The organism is Caballeronia temeraria, assembly GCF_001544795.2.
Taxonomy (GTDB): Bacteria; Pseudomonadota; Gammaproteobacteria; order Burkholderiales; family Burkholderiaceae; genus Caballeronia; species Caballeronia temeraria.
Window position 1 is genome coordinate 76,759 of record NZ_FCOI02000022.1, and the last position, 24,174, is coordinate 100,932.

Below are 24,174 nucleotides of genomic sequence, written 5' to 3' on the forward strand. Positions count from 1 at the left end.
AAGGGAAAACCCTCTATCACTTACCGGAGTCAGTCATGAGCTACCTCTTCGCCCTGCTTCAGAAATTTGCTTCGATGTTCGAATCGGCTCACCTGCCGATGGACAAAGACTACTCATATCAAGCGCGTTTCCGTGAATCCGAGCGCCAGCGCAAGGCACGCGGCACGGCTTTCGGCATCCGTCTGTAATGCGTAGCTAATGGCGGCGCGGGGAACACAACACCAGCAACACACGACGGCACACACCGTACGGCCCGCCCGCCCTTTCTTTCGCTTCATGTAGTTTTTCTAGCAGTTCTCCTCCGCTTCGGCCCTGAAAACCGAACGCATCGTTTTTCCGCATCTGCTTTCATCTTGCTGACGCGCGCTTCGCAAGCCGCCTGCATCGCAAAACGGCCTCGCGACTTGTTCTTGCGCGACACGCCGAAAATCCCAAGATCGTTCTCCTCGCATCCCGCAAACCCTTATCCAGCAAGGCTTCGCTCCTGCATCGGCACTTTTGCGCTTATTCCAGTGTCGTATTTCCACATGTGGTTGTCGCAAATAGTCGGCTGATGTGACTTTTTTCTGGCAACTATGTATGCACAGCGCGGACGCACGTCCGCACACGCCAGGAGATATTCGATGAATTCCCCCAAGGTAGTAGTCGAAGGACTGTGCAAGGTTTTCGGCAACAGTCCCAAACAGGCGTTGGACATGCTGGCCGGCGGCGCGACGAAGGAAGAAGTCTTCAAGCGCACCGGACAGATTGTCGGCGTCCATAACGTCTCCTTTGACGTCAAGGAAGGTGAGATCTTCGTGCTCATGGGCCTGTCCGGCTCGGGAAAATCCACGCTGATCCGGCTCATCAACCGGCTGGTCGAGCCGACCGCGGGCAAGGTGCTGATCGACGGCCGCGACGTGGCCGCCGTGCCGCGTTCCGAGCTCACGTCCCTGCGGCGCAAGGACATGAGCATGGTGTTCCAGTCTTTCGCACTCATGCCGCAGCGCACGGTTCTTTCCAACGCCGCATTCGGCCTCGAGGTCGCGGGCGTCGGCAAGAAAGAGCGCGAAGCCCGCGCGATGACCGTGCTCGAACAAGTCGGCCTCGCGCCGTTCGCGCAGAAGCTGCCGGCGCAACTGTCGGGCGGCATGCAGCAGCGCGTGGGTCTCGCGCGTGCGCTCGCGGTGAATCCCTCGCTGATGATCATGGACGAGGCGTTCTCCGCGCTCGATCCGCTCAAGCGCAAGGAAATGCAGAACGTGCTGCTCGATCTGCAACGCGAGCAGCGCCGCACGATTCTCTTCGTGTCGCACGATCTCGAAGAAGCGATGCGCATCGGCACGCGCATCGCGATCATGGAAGGCGGCCGCGTGGTGCAGATCGGCACGCCGCAGGAAATCATCACGAATCCCGCCGACGACTACGTGGAGGCCTTCTTCGAAGGCATCGACACGAGCCGCTATCTGACGGCCGGCGATCTGATGCAGACGGACGTCGTGCCGCTCATCAAGCACTCGCCGCAGATCGACGCATCGAGCGTCGCGGCCACGCTCAACGGCAGCGCCGACTACGCGTTCGTGCTCGACGCCCAGCGCCGCATCCGTGGCTTCGTCGGACGCGATGCGAACGGCAACGCCGCGTCGCGCATCAACCCGATCGAATGCATCGAGCGGCATGTCGCGCTCGATGAAGTCGTGAATCGCGTGGTCGCAAGTCCCGCGCCGCTGCCCGTCGTCGAAGCGGACGGCTCGTACTGCGGTTCGATCAACAAGACCAATGTCCTGAAGGTTCTTACGCACCATCGAGGTTCTCATGTCTGAAATCATTCCGCTTGGCAGTTGGGTGGACCACGGCGTCCACTATCTCCTCGATCACGATGCGAAGACCTTCGATTCCATCGGCAAGGTCATCGAAACATTCGCGGCGGCCATCGAACACGGCCTGCAGGCGATCCCGATGTGGGCGCTGATGGCGATCTTCGTCGGCATCGGTTTGTGGCGTGTCGGCTGGCGTTTCGCGGTGTTCGTCCTCGCATCGCTGTTGCTGATCTACGCGACGAACTTCTGGGATCAGATGGTCATCACGCTCGGCCTCACGCTGTCGTCGACGCTCATCAGCCTCCTGCTCGGCATTCCGCTCGGCATCTGGACGTCGAAGAGCAAGTACGTCGAAATGGCCGTGCGCCCCGTGCTCGACCTGATGCAGACGATGCCCGCCTTCGTCTACCTGATTCCGGCGGCGATGCTCTTCGGCCTCGGCCGCGTCCCGGGGATTCTCGCGACTGTCATCTTCGCGATGCCGCCGGCCGTGCGCCTCACGGCACTCGGCATCAAGCAGGTGAATCGCGAGATCGTGGAAGCGGGCCAGGCATTCGGCTGTACGTCGTTCCAGTTGCTCTACAAGGTGCAGATTCCGAACGCGCTGCCGTCGATCATGACCGGCGTGAACCAGACGATCATGATGGCCTTGTCGATGGTGATCATCGCGTCGATGGTCGGCGCAGGCGGTCTCGGCAACGACGTGCTTGCATCGATTCAGCGTCTGGATATCGGTCTGGGCTTCGAGAGCGGCTTGTCGGTGGTGTTGCTCGCGATCATTCTTGACCGCATCACCGAAAGCTTCGGACGTTCGCCCGGCATGGCGCGCGCCCCGCTGTTCGCTGGCCTGAAGAGCGTGATGAAAGTCCGCCGCGAACCGGCGGCGCAACAAAGCTGAGAGGCGAGTGAATGAAGCGCGACGCGATCGTCCCGGCGGTTACCGAATCACCGTTGTCCAGTCTCGCGCACTTCGGCTTTCTCACGCTGCCGAACTTCTCGATGATCGCGTTCACGAGCGCGGTCGAGGTGCTGCGCATGGCCAATTACGTCGGCCGCGCGCAGCACTACCGATGGTCGATCATCACGCCGGACGGCGAGCCCGCGCGTGCGAGCAACGGCATCACCGTGAAGCCGACGGTGACGCTCGACGAAGCGGGCATGCCCGACGTGCTGATCGTGTGCGCGGGCTGGCACGTCGCCGACTATGTCGACGACAAGGTGATCGGGCTCTTGCAACGCGCGCATGAAGCGGGCATTCCGCTCGGCGGCATCTGCACCGGGCCGTATGCGCTGCTCGCCGCGAAGCTGCTGGATGGTTACCGCTGCACGCTGCACTGGGAAGACATGTCGCCGGTCAACAAGCGCTTTCCGCATGTGCGCTTCGCCGACGAACTCTTCGTGGTCGATCGCGACCGCATGACCTGCACGGGCGGCACGGCGCCGCTCGATCTGATGCTCAATCTCGTCGGCATGCGGCTCGGGCAGGCGCATGCGGCGCAGGTGTCGGAGCAGTTCATCGTCGAGCGTATTCGCGGATCGACGGATTATCAGCACATTCCCGTCGATGCGCGCGTCGGCTTCTCGCGTGCGGAACTCGTCGAAGTGGTGCGGCTGATGGAGGCGAACATCGAAGAGCCGCTTTCGCTCGAAGAGCTTGCGCGGCTCGTGCATCTGTCGCAGCGGCATCTGCAGCGCATGTTCAAGATGTTTCTCAACGTGTCGCCGACGCATTACTACCTGACGCTGCGATTGCGCCGCGCGCGCGAGTTGCTGCGCAACACCGATGCATCGATCGCGCGCGTGACGAGCGTCTGCGGTTTCCATTCGCCGTGTCACTTCAGCAAGGCGTATCGCGCGCAATTCGGGCATGCGCCGAGCGTCGAGCGGCGATTATCGGCCTGACTTAGTTCGTTTTGGTTTCTTCGGTCCGCGCGGGCTTTCACGAGCCTCGTGCGCGGGTCGATTCGTGCCTTCAAAAAAGAACCCGGGAGAGAGAAATGAAACGCTTGTGGATCGCGGCAGCTTTGGTCACTGGTTTATCGGGAGCGCACGCCGCTGAACCCGCCGCGTGCAGGAACGTGCGTTTCGCGGATGTCGGCTGGACGGATATCGCCGCGACCACCGGACTTGCATCGACCGTTCTTCAGGGACTGGGCTACAACCCGACGAAGACGATCGCCTCCGTGCCCATCACGTTCGCGGGCGTGAAGAGCAAGCAGATCGACGTGTTCCTCGGCTACTGGTCGCCGACGATGGACCCGATGATCGATTCGTTCAGGAAAGCCAATCAAGTAAAAGTCCTGCCGACGCCGAATCTGACGGGCGCGAAGTACACGCTCGCGGTGCCGGATTATGCGTATCAGGCGGGCATCAAGAACTTCAACGACATCGCGAAGAACTACGACAAGCTCGACGGCAAGATCTACGGCATCGAGCCGGGCAACGACGGCAACGCGCTCATCAAGAAGATGATCGACAACAACATGTACGGGCTCGGCAAGTTCAAGCTCGTGGAATCGAGCGAGGCGGGCATGCTCGTCGAAGTGAATCGCGCGATTCGCGAGAAGAAGCCGATCGTGTTCCTCGGCTGGGAGCCGCATCCGATGAACGTGCAGATGAAGATCGACTATCTCTCGGGCGGCGACGATGTGTTCGGGCCGAACTACGGCGAAGCGAAAGTGCTGACCGTCACGCCGACGGATTACGACACGCGCTGCCCGAACGTGGCGAAGCTCGTGTCGAACCTGCAGTTCACGACGGATATCGAGAACCACGTGATGCTGCCGATCATGAACAAGACGGATGCGAACAAGGCGGCGCGCGAATGGCTCAAGGCGAATCCGGCCGTGCTCGATAAATGGCTGGCGGGCGTGAAGACGTTCGACGGGAAGGATGGGTTGCCGGCGGTGAAGGCGTACGTCGCCGGCAACTAAGGGCGATGATGCAAAGAAGGCGCGTCAGCTCCGATAATCGGGCTTCGCGCCTTCGATCATCCTCAACGCCGCTTCCCACTGCAGCGCCATGATCCCATCGGCTTCATCGCGACGATATTGCTCCGCCGTCAACTCGCACACCTTCTGCGACGGCAGATTCAATTCCGCGTTCCCCGCCAGCGCGCGAATCTGAATCTCGCAGGCGCGCTCAAGAAAATACATCTCCTGAAACGCCTCCGGAATCGACTGTCCGCACGTCAGCAAGCCGTGGTTCTTCAAAATCATCGCGTTATGCGACCCGAGATCGTTGACGAGACGATCACGCTCGGCGAGATCCAGCGCGATCCCTTCATAGTCGTGATACGCAAGATGCCCGTAATACTTCAACGCATGCTGACTGATCGGCAATAAGCCCTGCTTCTGCGCCGATACCGCCGCGCCCGCCGCCGTATGCGTATGCACGACGCAAAACACATCGGGCCGCGCCATATGAACGGCGGAGTGGATCGTGAAGCCCGCCGGATTCACGCGATACCGCTCGGGATCGTCGCGCGCGCTCGAATCCACGGGACGTCCCTCGTGATCGATCTTCACCAGATCCGACGCGCGCATCTCGTCGAAAAGCACGCCATAGCGGTTGATCAGGAAGTGATGGTCCTTGCCTGGCACGCGCGCGCTGATGTGCGTGAAGATCATGTCGGTCCAGCGGAAATGCCCGATCACGCGATAAAGCGCCGCCAGATCGCAGCGCACCTTCCATTCTTCCTGCGAGTATCCGTGAGTCTCCATGCCGTTCCTCCTTGGTTTGATGAGCCGCGGAAAACGAATATCGATGCTGTCAGATTGCCTGCGCGCGGCCCGGGAAAGTCTCGTCGTAGTCCATCGCCTGATTGGCTTCCGGCGCATCCGGCGCGCCGCCCTGCTCGCGATACATCATCGGCGGCAGGCCGAATTGCTTGCGGAATTCGCGTCCGAGATGCGAGGCATCGGAAAAGCCGCAACTCGACGCGATATCCGCGACCGTCTTGTCGGAGCTCGTCAAAAGCCACGCCGCCGTGCGCAGCCGCACCTGCTTCGCGTACGCCTGCGGCGCCTTGCCCGTCTCCGCCTTGAAGAGCCGCTCCAGTTGCCGCGTCGACAGATCGAGCTTGTGCGCGAGTTCATCGAGCGTGAGCGAACGGCCGACGTGCTGCTCCATCAGCAGGATCGCACGTTTCACCTTTGGATGCGTCGCGGGCGCGAGTCCCGGCGGATGCGGCTGCGGCGCATTGCCCTTTTGCATGTCATCGACGAGCAGGATGCGCAGCGCTTTTTGCACCGTCGCGGTTTCGAAGTGACGCAAGAGAATCGCGGCGGCGACATCGATCGATGCACGCCCGCCCGAGCACGTAATGCGTCTTCTGTCGATGACAAACAGCCGGTCCGCGACGAGCGATTGCTCGTCCGCGTGCGGGAATCGCTCGACGAAATCCCAGTAGTGAAACCAGCTGACGCAGATGCGATGCCCTTCGAGCACGCCCGCGCGCATCAGCGAGAACACGCCCGTGCACATGCCGACGAGCGTCGCATTCGATGCCGCCGCACGCCGGATGAACTGCAGCGTCGCCTCACTCGTGGCCGGACCGGAATGCAGCAGGCCGCCGACCACGACGACGTAATCGAACGGTTCGGCCTGATCGTAGGTTGCCCACGGCGTGATCTGGATGCCGCAGCTCGCGCGCACCGGCGCGAGCGTCTCGCCGATCACGCTCCACGAGCAGCGCACGGGACGGCTGAAATCGCCTTCGTCGGCGGACAGGCGTAATAGATCGACGAAACCGGAGAACGCGGTCAGCGTGAAGTTCGGCAACAGGATGATGCCGAAGCGGATGCGCGATTTCGATTGACCGTCGACGGAAGACGGCGGAAGAGATTCTGCGGCATTCATGCGGGAGACATGCGGCTGGACGTTATCCGCCGAGCATAACACTCGGCCGCGAGCCTCGGGCGTGCGTCAGAAATAGAACGCGGCCGGCGTCGCGTGACGCCGGCCGCGTGAACGGCAGCGAAGGGAAGCGACGTGCGTCAGCCGCCGAGCACGGCGAAGGCCCACGCGAAAGCGCCGCCGGCGAGCGCGCCCGTCGCGCGGCCGAGCACGCTCGCGATCGTGTAGTCGCCCCAGCGCTGCTCGATTTCGGCTTTCAATACGCCGAAGTAGCGCAACACGGGATCGATCGAGCAGAGCAGCATCAGCGCGGCCCAGACGGGCGCCTGACGCGTGAGCACGTGATCGACGCCTAGGAGATCGACGACCTGAAGCGCGCCGACGACGACCACGCCGATGACAAAAGCGAGAACCCAGGATTTGAAGAACTGGTCGGGTAGAGCGTGAGATTCCATCGATGCAAACCGAAAAAGCGTGAAAAGGCGGAAAAGACGAGTGATCCGATGCCTGGCGGCGTGGCTCACCTGAGGACCTAGGGAATATACCGATGCCCGTCCGCGTGACGCTTCGGACCAGTCTCAAAAGCGGGGAAAGTGCAACGAAGATGCGCAAAAACGCGCCGCGCACGAAATGCTCTGTTACGCGCGCCGAGGCGAGCACCGCGACGCGGACTTGCGTCGCCGCGCCGGAAATTGTGCGGAATGCGACGCCGCCGGCACGCGAAAAACGGCGCTGACGCCGCGATCCCATTTCGATGGCGTTTTTGTTCTATCGAGTCTTTTCTGGGTTTGGTGCAATGAGCGCCATACCGAAGTCTTCCGCCAACCTCAGGGACACGCCAATGAACGTCAGCGTTTTCGATCTGTTCAAGATCGGCATCGGACCGTCGAGTTCGCACACCGTCGGGCCGATGATCGCGGCGTGCCGTTTCGCGTCGCATATCGAAGACGCCAATCTGCTCGCCTTCGTTACCCGCGTGCGCGCGGAGTTGTTCGGCTCGCTCGGCGCGACGGGCAAGGGTCACGGCACCGACAAGGCCGTGCTGCTCGGTCTCGAAGGCAATCTGCCCGATCTCATTGATCCGGACGCGATCGCGCCGCGCCTCGCGGAAATCCGCGCGACGAAACGGTTGAAGCTGCTCGGCAAGCACGACGTCGTGTTCGAGGAGCGCGAGCATATCGGCTTCTATCGCAAGCTGATGCCGGGCGCGCCGGGTTCGAGCATCGTGCATCCGAACGGCATGCGCTTTCAGGCATTCGATGAAAACGGCCAGTTGCTCGTCGAGAAGGAGTATTACTCGGTCGGCGGCGGCTTCGTCGTGAATCGCGAAGGCGATCGCGTCAACGGTCTGCGCGCGGGCAACACGGTGCCGCATCCGTTTCGCACCGGCGACGATCTCATGCGCGTCTGTCAGGAGACAGGTCTGTCTATCGCCGAACTGACGATGCAGAACGAATGCGCGAATCGCACCGAAGCCGAAGTGCGCGAAGGCTTGCTCGCGGTATGGCGCGTGATGGCTGCATGCGTCGAGCGCGGCTGCAAGGAGCGCGGCGAGCTGCCCGGTCCGATGCACGTGAAGCGCCGCGCCGCCGATTTGTCCTCCTCGTTGCGTTCGCGTTCGGAAGAGTCGTTGCGCGATCCCTTGTCGATGCTCGACTGGGTCAATCTCTACGCGATGGCCGTCAATGAAGAGAACGCGGCGGGCGGCCGCGTGGTCACCGCGCCGACCAACGGCGCGGCCGGCGTGATTCCCGCCGTGCTCCATTACTACGTGAAGTTCATGCACGGCTCGAACGACGAAGGCATCGTGCGCTTCCTTCTGACGGCTGCGGCCATCGGCATCATCTACAAGGAAACGGCGTCGATCTCGGGCGCGGAAGTCGGCTGTCAGGGCGAAGTCGGCGTCGCCTGCTCGATGGCCGCCGCCGCGCTCGCCGCCGTCATGGGCGGCACGCCGGCGCAAGTCGAGAACGCCGCAGAAATCGGCATGGAACACAACCTCGGCATGACCTGCGACCCGGTCGGCGGCCTCGTGCAGATTCCGTGCATCGAGCGCAACGCGATGGGCGCGATCAAGGCGATCAACGCGGCGCGCATGGCGATGAAGGGCGACGGCAAGCACTACGTGTCGCTCGATTCGGTCATCAAGACGATGCGCGAAACCGGCGCCGACATGAAGACGAAATACAAGGAGACGTCGCGCGGTGGCCTCGCCGTGAACGTCATCGAATGCTGATTAGCCCAAACGCACAATCCCTGCACCAAAGGAAACACCCATGACCCGCTACTCGATATTCAGCCTGCTGCGCAACGGCATGTCGTATCACGAGAACTGGGAGCGCCAGTGGCGCAGTCCCGAGCCCAAGCGCGAGTACGACGTGGTGATCGTCGGCGGCGGCGGTCATGGTCTCGCGACGGCCTACTATCTCGCGAAAGAGCACGGCATCACGAATGTCGCGATTCTCGAGAAGGGATGGATCGGCGGCGGCAATACCGCGCGCAATACGACCATCGTGCGCTCGAACTATCTGTGGGATGAATCCGCGGCGTTGTACGAGAAAGCGATGAAGCTGTGGGAAGGCCTCTCGCAAGACCTCAACTACAACGTGATGTTCTCGCAGCGCGGCGTGATGAATCTCGCGCACACGCTGCAGGACGTGCGCGACACCGAGCGTCGCGTGAATGCGAACCGCCTCAATGGCGTCGATGCCGAGTTCCTCACGCCGCAGCAGATCAAGGAAATCGAGCCGACCATCAATCTGAACAGCCGCTATCCGGTGCTCGGTGCGTCGATTCAACGTCGCGGCGGCGTGGCGCGTCACGATGCGGTCGCGTGGGGCTTCGCGCGCGGCGCGGACCGTGCGGGCGTCGACATCATCCAGAACTGCCAGGTCGTGGGCATTCGCCGCGATGGCAGTCAGGTGACGGGCGTCGATACGACGAAGGGTTTCATCAAGGCGAAGAAGGTCGCGGTCGTCGCAGCAGGCAACACGACGACGCTCGCCGACATGGCCGGCGTGCGGCTGCCGCTCGAAAGCCATCCGCTGCAGGCGCTCGTGTCGGAGCCGATCAAGCCGGTCGTGAACACGGTGGTGATGTCGAACGCGGTGCACGCGTACATCAGCCAGTCCGACAAGGGCGATCTCGTGATCGGCGCGGGCGTCGATCAATACACGGGCTTCGGTCAGCGCGGCAGTTTTCACATCATCGAAGGCACGCTGGAGGCGATCGTCGAGATGTTCCCGGTGTTCTCGCGCGTGCGCATGAATCGTCAGTGGGGCGGCATCGTCGATGTCTCGCCGGATGCGTGCCCGATCATCTCCAAGACCGACGTGAAGGGTCTCTACTTCAATTGCGGCTGGGGCACGGGCGGCTTCAAGGCGACGCCGGGATCGGGCTGGGCCTATGCGCACACGATCGCGAAGGACGAGCCGCATCCGGTGAATGCGCCGTTCTCGCTGGATCGCTTCTATACCGGTCATCTCATCGACGAGCACGGCGCGGCTGCCGTGGCCCACTAATCGCATTAGGAGCGAAAAACATGTTGCTGATCGAATGCCCCTGGTGCGGGCCGCGCGCCGAAACCGAATTTTCCTGCGGCGGCGAAGCGGATATCGCGCGCCCGCTCGACACCGAAAAGCTCTCCGATAAGGAATGGGGCGATTACCTTTTCATGCGGAAGAATCCGCGCGGCGTGCATCGCGAGCAATGGAATCATGCGCAAGGCTGCCGCCGCTGGTTCAAGGCGCAGCGCGATACGGTTTCATACGAGATTCAGGGCTACGAGACGTTCGACCGTCCGCTGGCTGTGATGGACAACAACGGAGGCACGTCGAAATGAGCCAGAAAGACCGACTCGGCATGGGCGGGCGCATCAATCGCGCGATTCCCGTCACCTTCACGTTCAACGGCAAGACGTATCAGGGCTTCGAAGGCGATACGCTCGCGTCCGCGCTGCTCGCGAACGGCGAGCGCTTCGTTGCGCGCAGCTGGAAGTATCACCGTCCGCGCGGGATCATCACGGCGGGTGTCGAAGAGCCGAATGCAGTCGTGCAACTCGAAACCGGCGCATACACGGTGCCGAATGCGCGTGCGACCGAAGTCGAGCTTTATCAGGGGCTCGTCGCGCAGAGCGTGAACGCGAAGCCGAACATCGAGAACGATCGCATGGCGGTCAACCAGAAGATCGCGCGCTTCATTCCCGCGGGCTTCTACTACAAGACGTTCATGTGGCCGCGCAAGTTCTGGCCGAAGTACGAAGAAGTGATCCGCGATGCAGCGGGTCTCGGCGAAGCGCCGAAGCAACTCGACGCCGATCGCTACGACAAATGCTTCGCGCATTGCGACGTGCTCGTGGTCGGCGGTGGACCTTCGGGTCTCGCGGCGGCGCATGCGGCGGGTTTGTCGGGTGCGCGTGTGATTCTCGTCGACGATCAGCGTGAACTCGGCGGCTCGCTCCTGTCGTGCCGCGCGGAAATCGACGGCAAGCCCGCGCTGCAATGGGTGCAGAAGGTCGAGGCCGAGTTGCGCAAGATGCCTGACGTGAAGATTCTGTCGCGCAGCACGGCGTTCGGTTATCAGGATCACAACCTCGTCACGATCACGCAGCGTCTCACGGAACATCTGCCGGTTTCGCGGCGCAGCGGCACGCGCGAACTGATGTGGAAAGTGCGCGCGAAGCGTGTCGTGCTCGCGACCGGCGCGCACGAGCGTCCGATCGTCTTCGGCAACAACGATCTGCCGGGCATCATGCTGGCGTCGGCGGTGTCGACGTATCTGCATCGCTATGCCGTGCTGCCGGGCCGCAATGCGGTCGTGTTCACGAACAACGACGACGCGTATCAATGCGCGCTCGATCTGAAAGCGGCGGGCGCCGAAGTGACCGTCGTCGATCCGCGTCCGGCCGAATCGAAGGGCACGTTGCCGGCCGCGGCGCGCCGCTATGGCGTGCGCGTGATGAACAACGCGGTCGTGACCGTTGCGCGCGGCAAGCTGCGCGTGGCGTCGGTGGAAGTGGCGTCGTATGCGCAAGGCAAGGTCGGCCAGAAGCAGACGGAACTGCAATGCGATCTCGTCGCGATGTCGGGCGGCTGGAGTCCCGTGCTGCACCTCTTCGCGCAATCGGGCGGCAAGGCGCACTGGCACGACGAAAAAGCGTGCTTCGTGCCCGGCAAGGCGATGCAACTGGAAAGCAGCGTCGGCGCATGCGCGGGCGAGTTCTCGCTGGCACGCGGCATCCGCTTCGGCGCGGATGCGGGCGTCGAAGCGGCGCGCGCGGCGGGTCATATCGTCGTGAAGCCGAATCCGGTGCAGGTCGCTGAGATCGTCGAAGCGCCGATGCTGCCGCTGTGGATCGTCGGCGGCAAGGACCTGTCGACGCGCGGTCCGAAGCAGTTCGTCGACTTCCAGAACGATGTGTCGGCGGCGGACATCTATCTGGCGGCGCGCGAGGGCTTCGAATCCGTCGAGCACGTGAAGCGTTATACGGCGATGGGCTTCGGCACCGATCAGGGCAAGCTCGGCAACATCAACGGCATGGCGATTCTGGCGCAGGCGCTCGGCAAGACGATTCCCGAGACCGGCACGACGACGTTCCGCCCGAATTACACCCCTGTCACGTTCGGCACGTTCGCGGGCCGCGAGCTGGGCGAGTTCCTCGATCCGGTGCGCAAGACGGCGATCCACGAATGGCACGTCGAGAACGGTGCGATGTTCGAGGACGTTGGCAACTGGAAGCGTCCCTGGTACTACCCGAAGGCGGGCGAGGACATGCACGCGGCAGTCGCGCGCGAGTCGCTCGCGGTGCGTCAGAGCGTCGGCATTCTCGATGCATCGACGCTCGGCAAGATCGACATTCAAGGCCCGGATTCCGCGAAGCTGCTGAACTGGATGTACACGAATCCGTGGAGCAAGCTCGAAGTCGGCAAGTGCCGTTATGGCCTGATGCTCGACGAGAACGGCATGATCTTCGACGACGGCGTCACGGTGCGTCTCGGCGAACAGCACTACATGATGACGACGACCACCGGCGGCGCGGCGCGCGTGCTCACGTGGCTCGAACGCTGGCTGCAAACGGAATGGCCCGACATGCGCGTGCGTCTCGCATCGGTGACGGATCACTGGGCGACGTTCGCGGTCGTCGGACCGAACAGCCGCAAGGTGCTGCAGAAGGTGTGTCACGACATCGACTTCGCGAACGCGGCGTTCCCGTTCATGAGCTATCGCGATGGCACGGTGGCGGGCGCGGCGGCGCGCGTGATGCGCATCAGCTTCTCGGGCGAGCTCGCGTATGAAGTGAACGTGCCGGCGAACGTCGGGCGCGCGGTGTGGGAAGCGCTGATGGTCGCGGGCGCGGAGTTCGACATCACGCCGTACGGCACGGAAACGATGCACGTGCTGCGCGCGGAGAAGGGCTACATCATCGTCGGCCAGGATACGGACGGCTCGATGACGCCTTACGATCTCGGCATGGGCGGCCTCGTTGCGAAGTCGAAGGACTTCATCGGCAAGCGCTCGCTCACGCGTTCGGATACGGCGAAACAAGGAAGAAAGCAGTTCGTCGGACTCCTGACCGATGATCCTGCGTTCGTGTTGCCGGAAGGCGCGCAGATCGTCGCGGGTCCGTTCCAGGGCGATACCGCGCCGATGCTCGGACACGTCACGTCGAGCTATTACAGCCCTATCCTGAAGCGCTCGATTGCGCTGGCCGTCGTGAAGGGCGGTCTGGAGAAGATCGGCGAATCGGTCATGATTCCGCTCGCGAACGGCAAGCGGGTCAACGCAAAAATCACCAGCTCGGTGTTCTACGACAGCGAAGGAGCACGTCAACATGTTGAATGAGATCAAAGGTTCCTCGACGGTCGTCGATCGCGCAATCAGCGGGCAAGGCGTGTGGCAGGAGTCTCCGCTCGTCGGCGCCGATGCGTTGATGAAAGCGCATCAGAGCGGCTCGCCGAAGACGTTTCGTCTGACGGAGCGGCCGTTCCTCGAGCTCGTGAACGTGCGTGGCGACACGCGCGATCCGGCTTTCGCGAAGGCGGTGCAGAGCGTGATCGGCTGCGTGCCGCCGGAGAAGGCGAATACCATCGCGCGCGGCAACGGCTACACGATGCTGTGGCTCGGCCCCGATGAATGGCTCGTCTATTCCGATACGGCGCACGATGCATCGCGTCCCGCGCCGCTCGAAGCGAAGCTGCGCGAGGTGTTCGTCGGTCAGTTCTCGGCGGCGGTGGATATCGGCAGCGGGTATACGGTGCTCGAAATCGATGGCCCGAAGACGCGTGAAGTGCTCTCGCGCGGCTGCCCGCTCGATCTGCATCCGAAGGTTTTCGGCGAAGGACAGTGCGCGCAGAGCCACTATTTCAAGGCATCGCTCACGCTCGTGCCGCTGGGCGGCGATCGCTTCGAGATGATCGTGCGCCGCAGTTTCGCGGACTACTTCGTGAAGATGATGCTCGACGCCGCCGCGCCGTTGCTCTCATGAAGCCTTTCGAACCGCTGGCGGCGGGTGGCGAAGGCTGGCGCGTGATCGTCGACGAGTTGATCGTGAAGACGCGCGTCGGCCTGTACGAGCATGAGCATGAAGGGCCGCAGCCGGTGTGCATCGATGCGAGCCTGCGTTATCGCGGCATGCCGCATGAATCGGACGATGGTCTGATCGATTACGAAGCGTGGTGCAATCGCGTGAGTGCGTTTCTCGAAGCGAAGGCGCATACGCGTTTGCTCGAGACGCTCGCGGTGGAGATCGCGGCGCTATCGTTCGAGGAATGGCCCGCGCTCGATGCGCTCACGTTGACGTTGCACAAGCCGAAGATTCGCGAGGGCACGAAGCGCCTTGGGCTCGAACTCGACTGGCGTCGCGCGGATTTCGATGCGTGGCGTTTGCGGGCTGAGGCGCAACACGCGATCGTGCGATGAACGCGTCGCGCGATGCTGCCGCGCAGCTTTCCGAGCGTGCATGCAAGAAGCACGATGCGGACGCGGCGCTCGCGCTGCTGGATCGGAGTATTGCGTTGAAGCATCGGCGGATTGCGTTGATCCGGTATCTGCACGCGCAGTATCTCGATGCGCCGCTGGAAGCGCGGCATCATGAGTATGTGAAGGCGATCGCCGCGCGGTTGAGTGAGGAGGCGGTGATGCGGGTGGTGAAGGCGGCGCGGGGGAGGTTTGAGGGGGTGGGGTGAGGGTGGTGGGCCGCTGATCTTGCCCGCGTGTATGCCCTTGGGGCTGTCTCCGCGTATGCGGAGGAACCCCCGTCGCCGTGCGCGCCGGACGCATCATCCAGGGTCTATCTCCGCGCACGCGGAGGAACCCGGTTGAACTCGGTCTCGCCGCGGCTGTTCAGAGGTCTATCTCCGCGCACGCGGAGGAACCTGGCCGCGGCGTGTGTATGAGCGGAGTGGGTCGGGTCTATCTCCGCGCACGCGGAGGAACCTTCGAATGATCCCGCCGAATGTGCGCGATGTCGGGTCTATCTCCGCGCACGCGGAGGAACCCGGCGTCGCGCGTCGCGCGATCAGCCCTTTTTCGGTCTATCTCCGCGCACGCGGAGGAACCAACATCGGCTTCAATACGAGCTACGACATTCCGGGTCTACCTCCGCGCACGCGGAGGAACCAACCCACGGAAATTTTTTCCCAGAAGCTGCGCGGGTCTATCTCCGCGCACGCGGAGGAACCGCACTGCCCGACGCGCACCGGCAGCCAGCGCCGGGTCTATCTCCGCGCACGCGGAGGAACCTGCTCGCCGCGGATCGTGAAAAACGCCCGCCCGGGTCTATCTCTGCGCACGCGGAGGAACCTTTGGTTTCCATCGTCCGATGGTAGTAGGCGAAGGTCTATCTCCGCGCACGCGGAGGAACCGATCGGTAGATCGCCGATGACGGCAAGCGCCTGGGTCTATCTCCGCGCACGCGGAGGAACCACCATGGGCACGCTGTCCGCGTAGTCTTGCGCGGGTTTATCTCCGCGCACGCGGAGGAACCGCCCGAAGGCGGCTTGGTGATGCGAGTCTCTTGGGTCTATCTCCGCGCACGCGGAGGAACCCGCCGCGTTCGGGTCTTTCATTGCAGCGTCAAGGGTCTATCTCCGCGCACGCGGAGGAACCGTCAGCGGGCCCCAGTGCTGGAACTCTTCGACGGGTCTATCTCCGCGCACGCGGAGGAACCCTGAGCCGAAACGGAAACGAACTGGGCGGCTCGGGTCTATCTCCGCGCACGCGGAGGAACCTTGAGCGGTTCATGATCGTTCGTCCTATTCTGGGGTCTATCTCCGCGCACGCGGAGGAACCGAATCGCTCGACAACTACAAGAACGCCGTCGAAGGTCTATCTCCGCGCACGCGGAGGAACCGCGATCGACGCCGCGATCGCCAAGGAGCCGAAAGGTCTATCTCCGCGCACGCGGAGGAACCCTATTTTTGTCGGTAGCCTCGCAGGCGCTTTCGGGTCTATCTCCGCGCACGCGGAGGAACCGCCAGCCAGCGCAGACACTCTGCGATCTCTGCAGGTCTATCTCCGCGCACGCGGAGGAACCGGTTCGTCGATGTGGGTGATCGTCTGCGCGCCGGGTCTATCTCCGCGCACGCGGAGGAACCGTTCTCGTCGATGTATCCGCCGCGCGTGTTCGAGGTCTATCTCCGCGCACGCGGAGGAACCTCTACCCACTATATTCATGATTTAAAAGAACAAACGACCAAATCGATGTTTTGAATTTGGCACGCGAAAGAGTATCGCGAGCTGCCGGGCCGCTGTCGAACAATGCGGCTCCGCACTGATGCACCGCAACGAGTCAGGCATTCGCCCCTGAAATTCGGCAAATTCGTATAGAAGCTCTCCGGTCCGCCAAACAAAAATAGGAATCCAAACCTATTGATCGCGACGCAATATCTCTGCTTCGAGGCAGCGTCACGCGATCCCAAAGCGCATGAAAACCGAAGCAAGCGAAACCGACACATTCACCGCGTGGGGCAAACGGCCGCGCGCCGGAGACGAGCACTCGCCTTGTCATCCGCTTGGCGATCACATGCTGGATGTGGCCGCGTGCTTTCTGGCAAATTGCCGCGTGCGGACGCATTCACGACGCTCTGACCTACACTGCCGGCCGAACCTTGACTGATCAGGACATCGAGCGGCTAGCAGTGCTCGCCTATCTGCACGACTTCGGTAAGGCCAACAGCGGTTTTCAGGCGAAACGATGGAACGGTCCCGCGCCGCGCGAATGGCCGCAGAAAGCGGGACACGGTGCCGAGGCAGTCTTTGCATTCAGCTTGGACGATGGGCTGCTGGCAGGATTGCCCATCGAAGCGATGTTGAAATGGGCCGGCGGAGTGGATGACTTGCTGCGTGCAAGCTTGGGCCATCACGGTCGTCCGGTCGCTGATCGGTCTGGAATCGACCCGCTGATATGGCGCCCAGTGCGCGATGCCTCTGGTCGCGAACTCTACAGTCCCGCGCACACGCTGAAACAAATCGGCGATGCTTTGCGCCTGCACTTTCCCTTGGCGTTCGAACCGGGCGGCGATCCGTTGCCGTCCACGCCGGCGTTCGTTCACTTGTTCGCGGGCCTCGTGCAATTGGCCGACTGGCTTGGCTCCGACGAAGACTTTTTCGAATACAGCAAACCGGGCGCCGCGCGAACGCTGCAAGACGCGCGCGACCGGGCATCGAACGCTGTGAGAGCCATAGGACTTGATACTTCAGCGCATCGCGCGCAGTTGATTCGAGATGGATTCTCTTTCCAGTCCGCATTCGGAGTGAAGGCGCCACACGCTACTCAAAGCGCGCTCGGAGAGGAAGGACTCGGCCCGCTTCTCATACTGGAATCGGAAACCGGCAGTGGCAAGACGGAAGCTGCACTGTGGCGCTTTGCGAAGCTCTTCGAGTCAGGCAAAGTCGATTCGCTGTATTTCGCGCTGCCTACGCGCGTGGCCGCAGCGCAGGTTTATGAACGCGTCCGCACGTTCGTCGCGAACCTTTGGCCGCGGAATGCGCCGGTGGTCGTGCGCGCGTTGCCAGGCTATGAAAGCGCGGATGGCAACGTAAAGTCAGCCGCCTTGCCGGACTTCAAGTTCTTGTGGTCCGATTCTCCCGACGATACGAAAGCACATCAACGCTGGGCCGCGGAATCGCCGAAGCGCTTTCTCGCGGCGACGATCGCTGTGGGCACGATCGATCAGGCGTTGCTCGCGGGGCTGAAAGTGCGTCATGCGCATCTGCGACATGCAACGCTTTGCCGCTCTTTGCTGGTCGTCGATGAAGTCCATGCATCCGACGCCTACATGTCGCAATTGCTGGAACAACTTCTGAGGGCGCAGCTCGCAACGGGCGGCCATGCGCTGCTCTTGTCGGCGACGCTTGGCACGAATCAGCGAGCGCGGTATCAGCGCATTGCAAGCGGAGATGAGACGATCGCGGCGCCGGATATCGATAAGGCTGTGCGATCACCGTACCCGGCGCTTACGGACGGTGAAACGGTTCGAGAATTGCCTGCCTCGGGCAGATCGAAGACCGTGCAATGGCAGACCCTCAACGCAATCGACGACCACGAGCGCATCGCCAGCCTCGCATGCGACGCCGCGAATCAAGGGGCGCGCGTGCTGATCGTCCGCAATACGGTGCCGGCCGCGATCGCCACGCAAAAAGCGGTGGAAGCTTTGGTCGACGCTTCGGGCGATCGCGCGTGGCTGTTCGGTCTCGATGGCGTGCCAACGCTGCATCACAGCCGCTTCAGCCGGCAGGATCGGCCGCGTCTCGACAAGAAAGTCGAAGAACGCTTTGGCAAGGTGCGCAATGCCAAGCAGGGGGCGTGCATCCTCGTCGGAACGCAGACGCTGGAGCAAAGCCTCGACATCGACGCGGACTTGCTCATCACTGACATCTGTCCGATGGACGTGCTGTTGCAGCGCATTGGCCGTTTGCATCGGCATAAGCGCGAAGATGACGATCTGCGGCCGAAGGGCTTTCAGGAAGCGCGCGCGTGGGTTCTGATACCTGAGGGCGGTTCGTTTGAAGCGTGCCTCAAAGTACCGCGCAACGGACTCGGGCGGCTGAAGGACGGCGGCGGTGTCTATCCCGACTTGCGGATGATCGAAGCGACGCGTCGCCTGATCCGCGAGCAGCCCAGTCGCGTGATTCCGCTCGAAAACCGTGCGCTCGTGGAACGCGCGACGCATCCCACTTGTTTGCGTTCGATACAAGACGAGTCCGGTGCGGCGTGGAAACAGCTAGAGCAACTACTTGAGGGTAGCGACAGCGCTGAGCGATCCATCGCGCGACTCCATGCGCTTCCGTTCGACGCGGGATTCGACGAACTCGTATTTCCGGACGGCGAAGAACGTATCGCCACGCGTCTTGGCGCGGCTGACCGTCTGGTCGCATTCGAGCCACCCGAACGCGGGCCGTTCGGTACGGACGTGCATGAGATCGCGATTCGTTTTCACTTGCTGCCGAACGGACTCGATGCGGACGCGAAGCCGGTTTCCATCGTTCGTCATGACGGCGGCTTCGAGTTTTCGTTGGGCGCGGCGCGCTATTCATATAGCCGTTTCGGGATCGAAAAGATCGGTCCGCACACGAGCTAGGGCCACTTCATGGATATCCAATTCAGCTTGCTCGATCAAGCGCTGATTCGCTATCGAACCAGCACTCGACAGGAACGGCACGCGACATTGCCGGAACTGCTCGCCGCCTTCAACGCTGACGAAGTGAGCGACTTTCCCGCGCTGCGTCCGCATCAACGGCATCCGTGGCATGCGTTTCTCGTGCAACTGGCGGCCATCGCACTTCACGCGGCGAATCGTGAGACGCCCTTCGAAACCGCTGCCGAATGGCACGCCGCGTTGCTTGCGCTGACGCCCGACGATAGCGACGGCGCGGCGTTCGCGCTCGTCGCACCGGACGATCGGCCTGCCTTCATGCAGGCGCCGTGTGAACGCGGAGCGTCGCGGACGTGGAAGAAGCGGATCGCGACGCCCGATGCGCTGGACATGCTGGTGACATCGCGGAATCACGATTTGAAGGCGCAACGCATGGTTCACGCGGAGGCCGAGGACTGGATCTATGCGCTCGTCAGTTTGCAGACGCAAGAGGGTTTTCTTGGCGCGGGCAACTATGGCATATCGCGCATGAACGGCGGCTTTGCCAGTCGACCGGGCGTTGGTGTGGTGCCGAATGGCAGATGGGGAAAGCGCTGGGCGCGCGATGTACAGCTTCTGCGTCGCAATCGCGACCAGATCGCCAAGACTTTCGGATTGAAGAAAAAAAGCGGCGTCGCGCTGGTGTGGCTTCAGCCTTGGGATGGCGCCAGCAGCCTTTCATTCTCCGAACTCGATCCTTTTTATATCGAAGTGTGCCGTCGCGTGCGCATTCAGGCGCAAGGCGAAACGCTAAGCGCGATCGCCACGGGCAGCAAGGTTGTACGTATCGCCGCGAAGGAGCGCTGCGGCGTGACGGGCGACGCCTGGACACCGATCAACGTTGCGGAAGGCAAAGCGCTTTCGATCACGGCGAAAGGCTTCGACTACAAGCTCGCGAGCACGCTCGCATTCTCAAGTGAATACGAGCCGACGATCGCGCGCACGCTGCTGGATGACGACGGCAAGGAAGGCGTGTTCATCCTTGCTCAAGGCATCACGCGTGGTCAGGGAAAGACCGAGGGCTATCACGAAAGACGCATTCCCATTACAGCAAAGATGCGCCGCCTGATGTTGAAGCAAAAAGGCGATGAAATCGCCGAAGCAGCAAAAGAGCGTATCGGAGAAATCGCCGATGTCCGCAAGACGCTATGGAGCGCGTTGTGCGCGCTGTTGGGCAACGGCGATCAAAACGTAAGTGACGACACCAAGAACAAGGCCAATCATTTTGCGAGAGCCTTCGAGCAAGGAGAAGACCGGCGCTTCTTCGACGATCTCGCCAGAGAGATCGACGCTGACGATCGCAAAAGTGAAGAACACGACCAATGGCTCCTCGCGCTCGCCGATCGTGCCTCCGGGGTGCTGGAGCAGGCGTTCGTCGCGGGACCGCGCAGCGCCGAGCGTGTGTATCGCGCGCGCGGTGCGGCGCTTTCGCGTTTCCACGTCGGTTTGCGTTCCGAGAAAGCGCCACCGCGAATGGCTCGCGTGCTGAAGCAGCGCAATGAAGCCCGCAAAGCCGCGCAATCCGAATCGTTCGAAGAGGTTTCAGATGGCTCAAATTGAAGGCGTCGCACGGGACTCATGGCGCGTCTCCGCTTATCAGGCGCAAGCGCTTGCCCGCTTCATCGAAGCCGGCAAAGTCGGCGAAGGTGCACTGAAGGCGGATTATGTCGCGCTCAAACGTCTCAACCCGGACGCGGATGCGCTGACCGTCCAGCAGATCGCGGCGTTCACGCGGGCCTTGCATCGCGCGAAGGTGGACTGCGAGCAATTGAGCATCGAGCGCTGGAAGCGATGGGCCGTGATCGTGAACGGCATCGCGCTAACTGGCCATCACGTGCAGAAGGACGACGCGGACAAGGTGAGCGCGCGATTCGGCTTCCAGTTGCGGCGCGCGGGCGTCTCCGATGCGCGCGTCACGCGGCTTCTCAACGCACGTGGTGACGCGTTCTTTCCGCTTTTGCAGCGTGTTCTTCGGCTGATGGAAAGCAGAAAGGTCGAGCCGAACTGGGCCGAACTGGGCACGTTCGTGCTCAATGAAAGCGCGGAACATCCCAGGGCGAGGCGCTGGGCGGATCGGTCGCGCATCCGGTTCGTGCAGGACTTTACGAGCGCCAGACCCGAGAGCGCAAAAAAGCCTTGACCATCGCCATTCATAAACACGCGTACTCAGACAGAAACGGAAGGAACCGAACATGCCGCACCCGCGCTTCGTCCAGATTCACACGCTGCAAAGCTACTCCGCCGCGCTTCTCAATCGCGACGATTCAGGCCTCGCCAAACGCCTCCCGATGGGCGATGCCATCCGCACGCGCATCTCGTCGCAATGTCTCAAGCGACACTGGCGCACGGCGGACGATCATCATTCGCTTGCGAGTCTCGGTGTGCCGATGGCAATCCGCTCGCGCATCACGCTCACGATGATCCGCGACGCGCTGATCAAGCAGAACGTGCCCGAGAACCTTGCGCAAACCGCAGCCGAAGCCTTGCGCGACGCCGGCCTGCTCGACAAGGGGGGAAAGAACCTCAAGGGAAAGGATGCGCTGGAAACCGGGCAGGCCGTATTGCTCGGCAAAGCGGAAATCGACTACCTCGTGCAACGCTGCGCGACGCTCGCGGAAGAATGCAAGGACGAAAAGGCCTTGACGTCCGCGGTCGCCAAGTCTCTCAAGGACGAGAAGTCGAACATCGAAGCGCTCAAGCACGGCAGCGGACTCGAGGCGGCGCTCTTCGGCCGCATGGTCACATCCGATGTGCTCGCATCGCGCGATGCCGCCGTGTACGTCGCGCACGCGTTCACGGTTCATGAAGCGCAGGTGGAGAACGACTACTTCACCGTCGTCGACGATCTCTTGCGCGAGACCGGCGAGCGCGGTTCCGCGGGTATCTTCGACACGGAACTCGCGTCCGGCCTCTACTACGGCTATGTGGTCGTGGACGTGCCGCAACTCGTGGCGAATCTCGAAGGCATCGCCATCGGCGAGTGCTTCGACGCGCACCCGGAGCGGCGCGATCTGGCGGGACAGGTCGTCAACAATCTGCTGCATCTGATCGCCACCGTCAGTCCGGGCGCGAAACGGGGATCGACCGCGCCGTTCGCCCACGCGAGCCTGATGCTCGTCGAAACCGGCGACTGGCAGCCGCGCAGTCTCGCGGGCGCGTTCGAAACGGCGCTGAAACTGAAGGGCGCGACGATCCGCGAGCAGGCGATCAAACAACTCGCGCGGGAAATCGAAAAGCACGATGCCGCGTACGGCGCGCCGCTCGATCGACGCTATCTCGCGCTCGACGACGAAACGCCGATGCCCAACGCACAGCGCCTGTCGCTCGATCTACTCGGCAAGTGGGTTCAGAATCGCATCGTCGAGGGCGCGTGAGATGCGGCGACATCTGCTGATGCGCCTGCGCGCACCGCTCGTGTCGTTCGGCGGCGAAACGATCGATAGCTACGGCGTGATCCGCGACTTCCCGGCCTTGTCGATGGTGACGGGCCTCATCGCCAATGCGCTCGGTTACGATCGCGGCGACTTCGCTTCGCACGATCGCTTGCAGGCGCGCCTCGTGATGGGCACGCGGCTCGATGCCAGCGGCACGCGGCTCGTCGACTTTCAGACGGCGCAACTCGCCAGGCGCGACGAAGCATGGACGACGCATGGCGAGCCGGAAACGCGTCAGGGCGGCGAGGATTCGTACAAGAGCCCGCACTTGCGCCATCGGGAATATCACGCGGACCTCGATGCGCTCGTCGCCATCCGGCTCGATCCCGCCGACGAGGAGCCGACGCTCGACGACATCGCGCGCGCGCTCGATCGGCCGAAGCGGCCGCTTTTTATCGGCCGAAAGCCTTGTCTGCCGACGACGCGCGTGTTCGTCGACATGATCGAAGCCCACGACGTGCTCGATGCCCTCGAACGCGCGCCAGCGTCCGAAGCGTCCGAACTCCGCTTTCAGTTGCCTGAAGGCAAGGCGCGCTGCGTCACGCGCAATCGCTCGACGTCTGCGACGAACGCAACTGGAAGACCGGCGTGCACGGCGGATGGCGTCGGGTGTTCGAAGGCAGCGCAATCCGTGCGATGTCCGCACCGAAACAATCGAATTTGCCGGAACGATCTGCATGACCACGTTCAATCTGATGCACTGCCAGCCCGATCCGCGCAAGTTCGTGCTGTGGGCTTCGCGGCAAGGCGGGCTGCCGGCGGGCGGCGATCTCGGCTATGCATTGCATGCGGCGCTTCATCGCGTGTTCGGTGCGCGTGTGCCCAAGCCTTTCTACTATCGCGATGCGCGCGCCGGTCTGCTCGCCTACACGCGCAGTTCGGCCGATGAATTGCGCGAGGCGGCTGCGCTGTGCGCGGCGCCCGATCTCGCCGATGCGCTCGGCCTCGACGCGGGGCCGCGAAGTCCCGGCCTCGGCGTGCGCGCGTTTCCGCTGCAATGGGACGCGGGCCGCGTGCTCGGCTTTGAAGTGCGCGTGCGGCCCATGCGTCGTTTCAAAGTGGAGGATCGCAAGCACGGAAGCGAGCGGGATGCGTTTCGTGAACCCGGAGCGCGCAGGGACGATGAAAAAGACCTCGCGCGCGAGGACGTCTATGCGCGCTGGCTCGCCGAGCAGTTCGAGACGAGCGGCGCCGCGACACTGATCGATGCGCGCATGACGCGCTTTCAGCTCACGCCCGTCATGCGGCTGACACAGGCGGCAAGCCCAGGTGGCGGAGGCCGCGAACCGCGCACGATCATCGGTCCGGATGCCATTTTTAGCGGGCATGTGCGTGTCGAGGACACGGCGGCGTTCGCGCGATTGCTGATGCGCGGCGTGGGGCGTCATCGCGCGTTCGGGTTCGGAATGCTGCTGCTCAGGCCGGCATCGAGCGCGGCGTGAGTCGCGCGAG

21 protein-coding genes, 2 pseudogenes and 1 CRISPR repeat array are annotated in these 24,174 nt (G+C 62.7%); of the genes and pseudogenes, 20 read left to right on the forward strand and 3 right to left on the reverse strand.

All coding sequences use genetic code 11. From position 1 onward, the window contains the following. The first annotated feature begins 35 nt into the window (after window positions 1–35). The 5 genes from AWB76_RS41705 (at window position 36) to AWB76_RS26645 (ending at window position 4,732) form a co-directional block, all read left to right on the forward strand. On the forward strand, window positions 36–188 hold the full coding sequence (locus AWB76_RS41705; protein WP_167357790.1) for a hypothetical protein: 153 nt from the start codon (window positions 36–38) through the stop codon (window positions 186–188). A 435-nt stretch (window positions 189–623) separates the two neighbouring features. Next, window positions 624–1,802: a quaternary amine ABC transporter ATP-binding protein gene (locus AWB76_RS26630; protein WP_061163117.1), complete on the forward strand. Its 1,179-nt coding sequence runs from the start codon at window positions 624–626 to the stop codon at window positions 1,800–1,802. Further along, window positions 1,795–2,697, forward strand: a complete 903-nt coding sequence (gene choW, locus AWB76_RS26635; protein WP_061163118.1) for a choline ABC transporter permease subunit — start codon at window positions 1,795–1,797, stop codon at window positions 2,695–2,697. Before AWB76_RS26630 ends, choW begins: the two co-directional genes overlap by 8 nt. An 11-nt stretch (window positions 2,698–2,708) precedes the next feature. Next, complete coding sequence (locus tag AWB76_RS26640) at window positions 2,709–3,701, forward strand: GlxA family transcriptional regulator (protein WP_061163119.1); 993 nt, start codon at window positions 2,709–2,711, stop codon at window positions 3,699–3,701. 95 nt (window positions 3,702–3,796) lie between these two features. Continuing rightward, a complete protein-coding gene (locus tag AWB76_RS26645; RefSeq protein WP_061163120.1) occupies window positions 3,797–4,732 on the forward strand; it encodes a choline ABC transporter substrate-binding protein in 936 nt (311 codons plus the stop codon). A gap of 24 nt (window positions 4,733–4,756) precedes the next feature. Here AWB76_RS26645 and AWB76_RS26650 read toward each other — a convergent pair whose 3' ends face one another. The 3 genes from AWB76_RS26650 to AWB76_RS26660 form a co-directional block, all read right to left on the reverse strand. Beyond that, entirely contained in the window at window positions 4,757–5,521 is a 765-nt protein-coding gene (locus tag AWB76_RS26650; RefSeq protein ID WP_061163121.1) for a class II aldolase/adducin family protein, read from the reverse strand. A gap of 49 nt (window positions 5,522–5,570) precedes the next feature. Continuing rightward, complete coding sequence (locus AWB76_RS26655; protein ID WP_061163122.1) at window positions 5,571–6,659, reverse strand: GlxA family transcriptional regulator; 1,089 nt, start codon at window positions 6,657–6,659, stop codon at window positions 5,571–5,573. A 137-nt stretch (window positions 6,660–6,796) separates the two neighbouring features. Beyond that, window positions 6,797–7,111: a hypothetical protein gene (locus AWB76_RS26660; RefSeq protein ID WP_061163123.1), complete on the reverse strand. Its 315-nt coding sequence runs from the start codon at window positions 7,109–7,111 to the stop codon at window positions 6,797–6,799. 386 nt (window positions 7,112–7,497) lie between these two features. Between AWB76_RS26660 and AWB76_RS26665 the strand changes: the two genes are divergently transcribed. The 15 genes and pseudogenes from AWB76_RS26665 to cas6e all read left to right on the forward strand — a co-directional run bounded on the left by AWB76_RS26665 (window position 7,498) and on the right by cas6e (window position 24,164). Continuing rightward, entirely contained in the window at window positions 7,498–8,892 is a 1,395-nt protein-coding gene (locus tag AWB76_RS26665) for an L-serine ammonia-lyase (RefSeq protein ID WP_061163124.1), read from the forward strand. Window positions 8,893–8,932: 40 nt separating this feature from the next. After that, complete coding sequence (locus AWB76_RS26670) at window positions 8,933–10,177, forward strand: sarcosine oxidase subunit beta family protein (protein WP_061163125.1); 1,245 nt, start codon at window positions 8,933–8,935, stop codon at window positions 10,175–10,177. A 20-nt stretch (window positions 10,178–10,197) separates the two neighbouring features. Then, window positions 10,198–10,497, forward strand: coding sequence for a sarcosine oxidase subunit delta (locus AWB76_RS26675; RefSeq protein WP_061163126.1), 300 nt, complete (start codon window positions 10,198–10,200; stop codon window positions 10,495–10,497). After that, on the forward strand, window positions 10,494–13,496 hold the full coding sequence (locus AWB76_RS26680) for a sarcosine oxidase subunit alpha family protein (RefSeq protein WP_061163127.1): 3,003 nt from the start codon (window positions 10,494–10,496) through the stop codon (window positions 13,494–13,496). The genes AWB76_RS26675 and AWB76_RS26680 overlap by 4 nt, the downstream gene beginning before the upstream one ends. Beyond that, window positions 13,486–14,139, forward strand: coding sequence for a sarcosine oxidase subunit gamma (locus AWB76_RS26685; protein WP_061163128.1), 654 nt, complete (start codon window positions 13,486–13,488; stop codon window positions 14,137–14,139). The genes AWB76_RS26680 and AWB76_RS26685 overlap by 11 nt, the downstream gene beginning before the upstream one ends. Further along, a complete protein-coding gene (locus tag AWB76_RS26690) occupies window positions 14,136–14,573 on the forward strand; it encodes a dihydroneopterin aldolase (protein ID WP_061163129.1) in 438 nt (145 codons plus the stop codon). Before AWB76_RS26685 ends, AWB76_RS26690 begins: the two co-directional genes overlap by 4 nt. Then, a complete protein-coding gene (locus AWB76_RS26695; RefSeq protein WP_061163130.1) occupies window positions 14,570–14,839 on the forward strand; it encodes a hypothetical protein in 270 nt (89 codons plus the stop codon). The genes AWB76_RS26690 and AWB76_RS26695 overlap by 4 nt, the downstream gene beginning before the upstream one ends. Before the next feature lie 40 nt (window positions 14,840–14,879). Further along, a CRISPR array of direct repeats spans window positions 14,880–16,310; the repeat unit is 28 nt; unit sequence GGTCTATCTCCGCGCACGCGGAGGAACC. Window positions 16,311–16,578: 268 nt separating this feature from the next. Then, window positions 16,579–16,770, forward strand: coding sequence for an HD domain-containing protein (locus AWB76_RS43105; protein WP_279616456.1), 192 nt, complete (start codon window positions 16,579–16,581; stop codon window positions 16,768–16,770). Next, window positions 16,685–17,203, forward strand: a pseudogene (locus tag AWB76_RS42320) (HD domain-containing protein); the annotation flags it as partial. The gene AWB76_RS43105 and the pseudogene AWB76_RS42320, both read left to right, overlap by 86 nt. Before the next feature lie 204 nt (window positions 17,204–17,407). Then, on the forward strand, window positions 17,408–19,234 hold the full coding sequence (gene cas3 / locus AWB76_RS26700; protein ID WP_244173459.1) for a CRISPR-associated helicase Cas3': 1,827 nt from the start codon (window positions 17,408–17,410) through the stop codon (window positions 19,232–19,234). Between the two features lie 9 nt (window positions 19,235–19,243). Then, on the forward strand, window positions 19,244–20,848 hold the full coding sequence (casA, locus tag AWB76_RS26705) for a type I-E CRISPR-associated protein Cse1/CasA (protein WP_061163131.1): 1,605 nt from the start codon (window positions 19,244–19,246) through the stop codon (window positions 20,846–20,848). Beyond that, on the forward strand, window positions 20,835–21,428 hold the full coding sequence (casB, locus tag AWB76_RS26710) for a type I-E CRISPR-associated protein Cse2/CasB (RefSeq protein WP_061163132.1): 594 nt from the start codon (window positions 20,835–20,837) through the stop codon (window positions 21,426–21,428). Before casA ends, casB begins: the two co-directional genes overlap by 14 nt. 52 nt (window positions 21,429–21,480) lie before the next feature. Further along, window positions 21,481–22,662: a type I-E CRISPR-associated protein Cas7/Cse4/CasC gene (gene cas7e / locus AWB76_RS26715; protein ID WP_061163133.1), complete on the forward strand. Its 1,182-nt coding sequence runs from the start codon at window positions 21,481–21,483 to the stop codon at window positions 22,660–22,662. Between the two features lie 19 nt (window positions 22,663–22,681). Beyond that, window positions 22,682–23,191, forward strand: a pseudogene (gene cas5e, locus AWB76_RS26720) (type I-E CRISPR-associated protein Cas5/CasD); the annotation flags it as partial. A 208-nt stretch (window positions 23,192–23,399) separates the two neighbouring features. Next, complete coding sequence (cas6e, locus tag AWB76_RS26725; protein WP_061163134.1) at window positions 23,400–24,164, forward strand: type I-E CRISPR-associated protein Cas6/Cse3/CasE; 765 nt, start codon at window positions 23,400–23,402, stop codon at window positions 24,162–24,164. Window positions 24,165–24,174 lie beyond the last annotated feature (10 nt).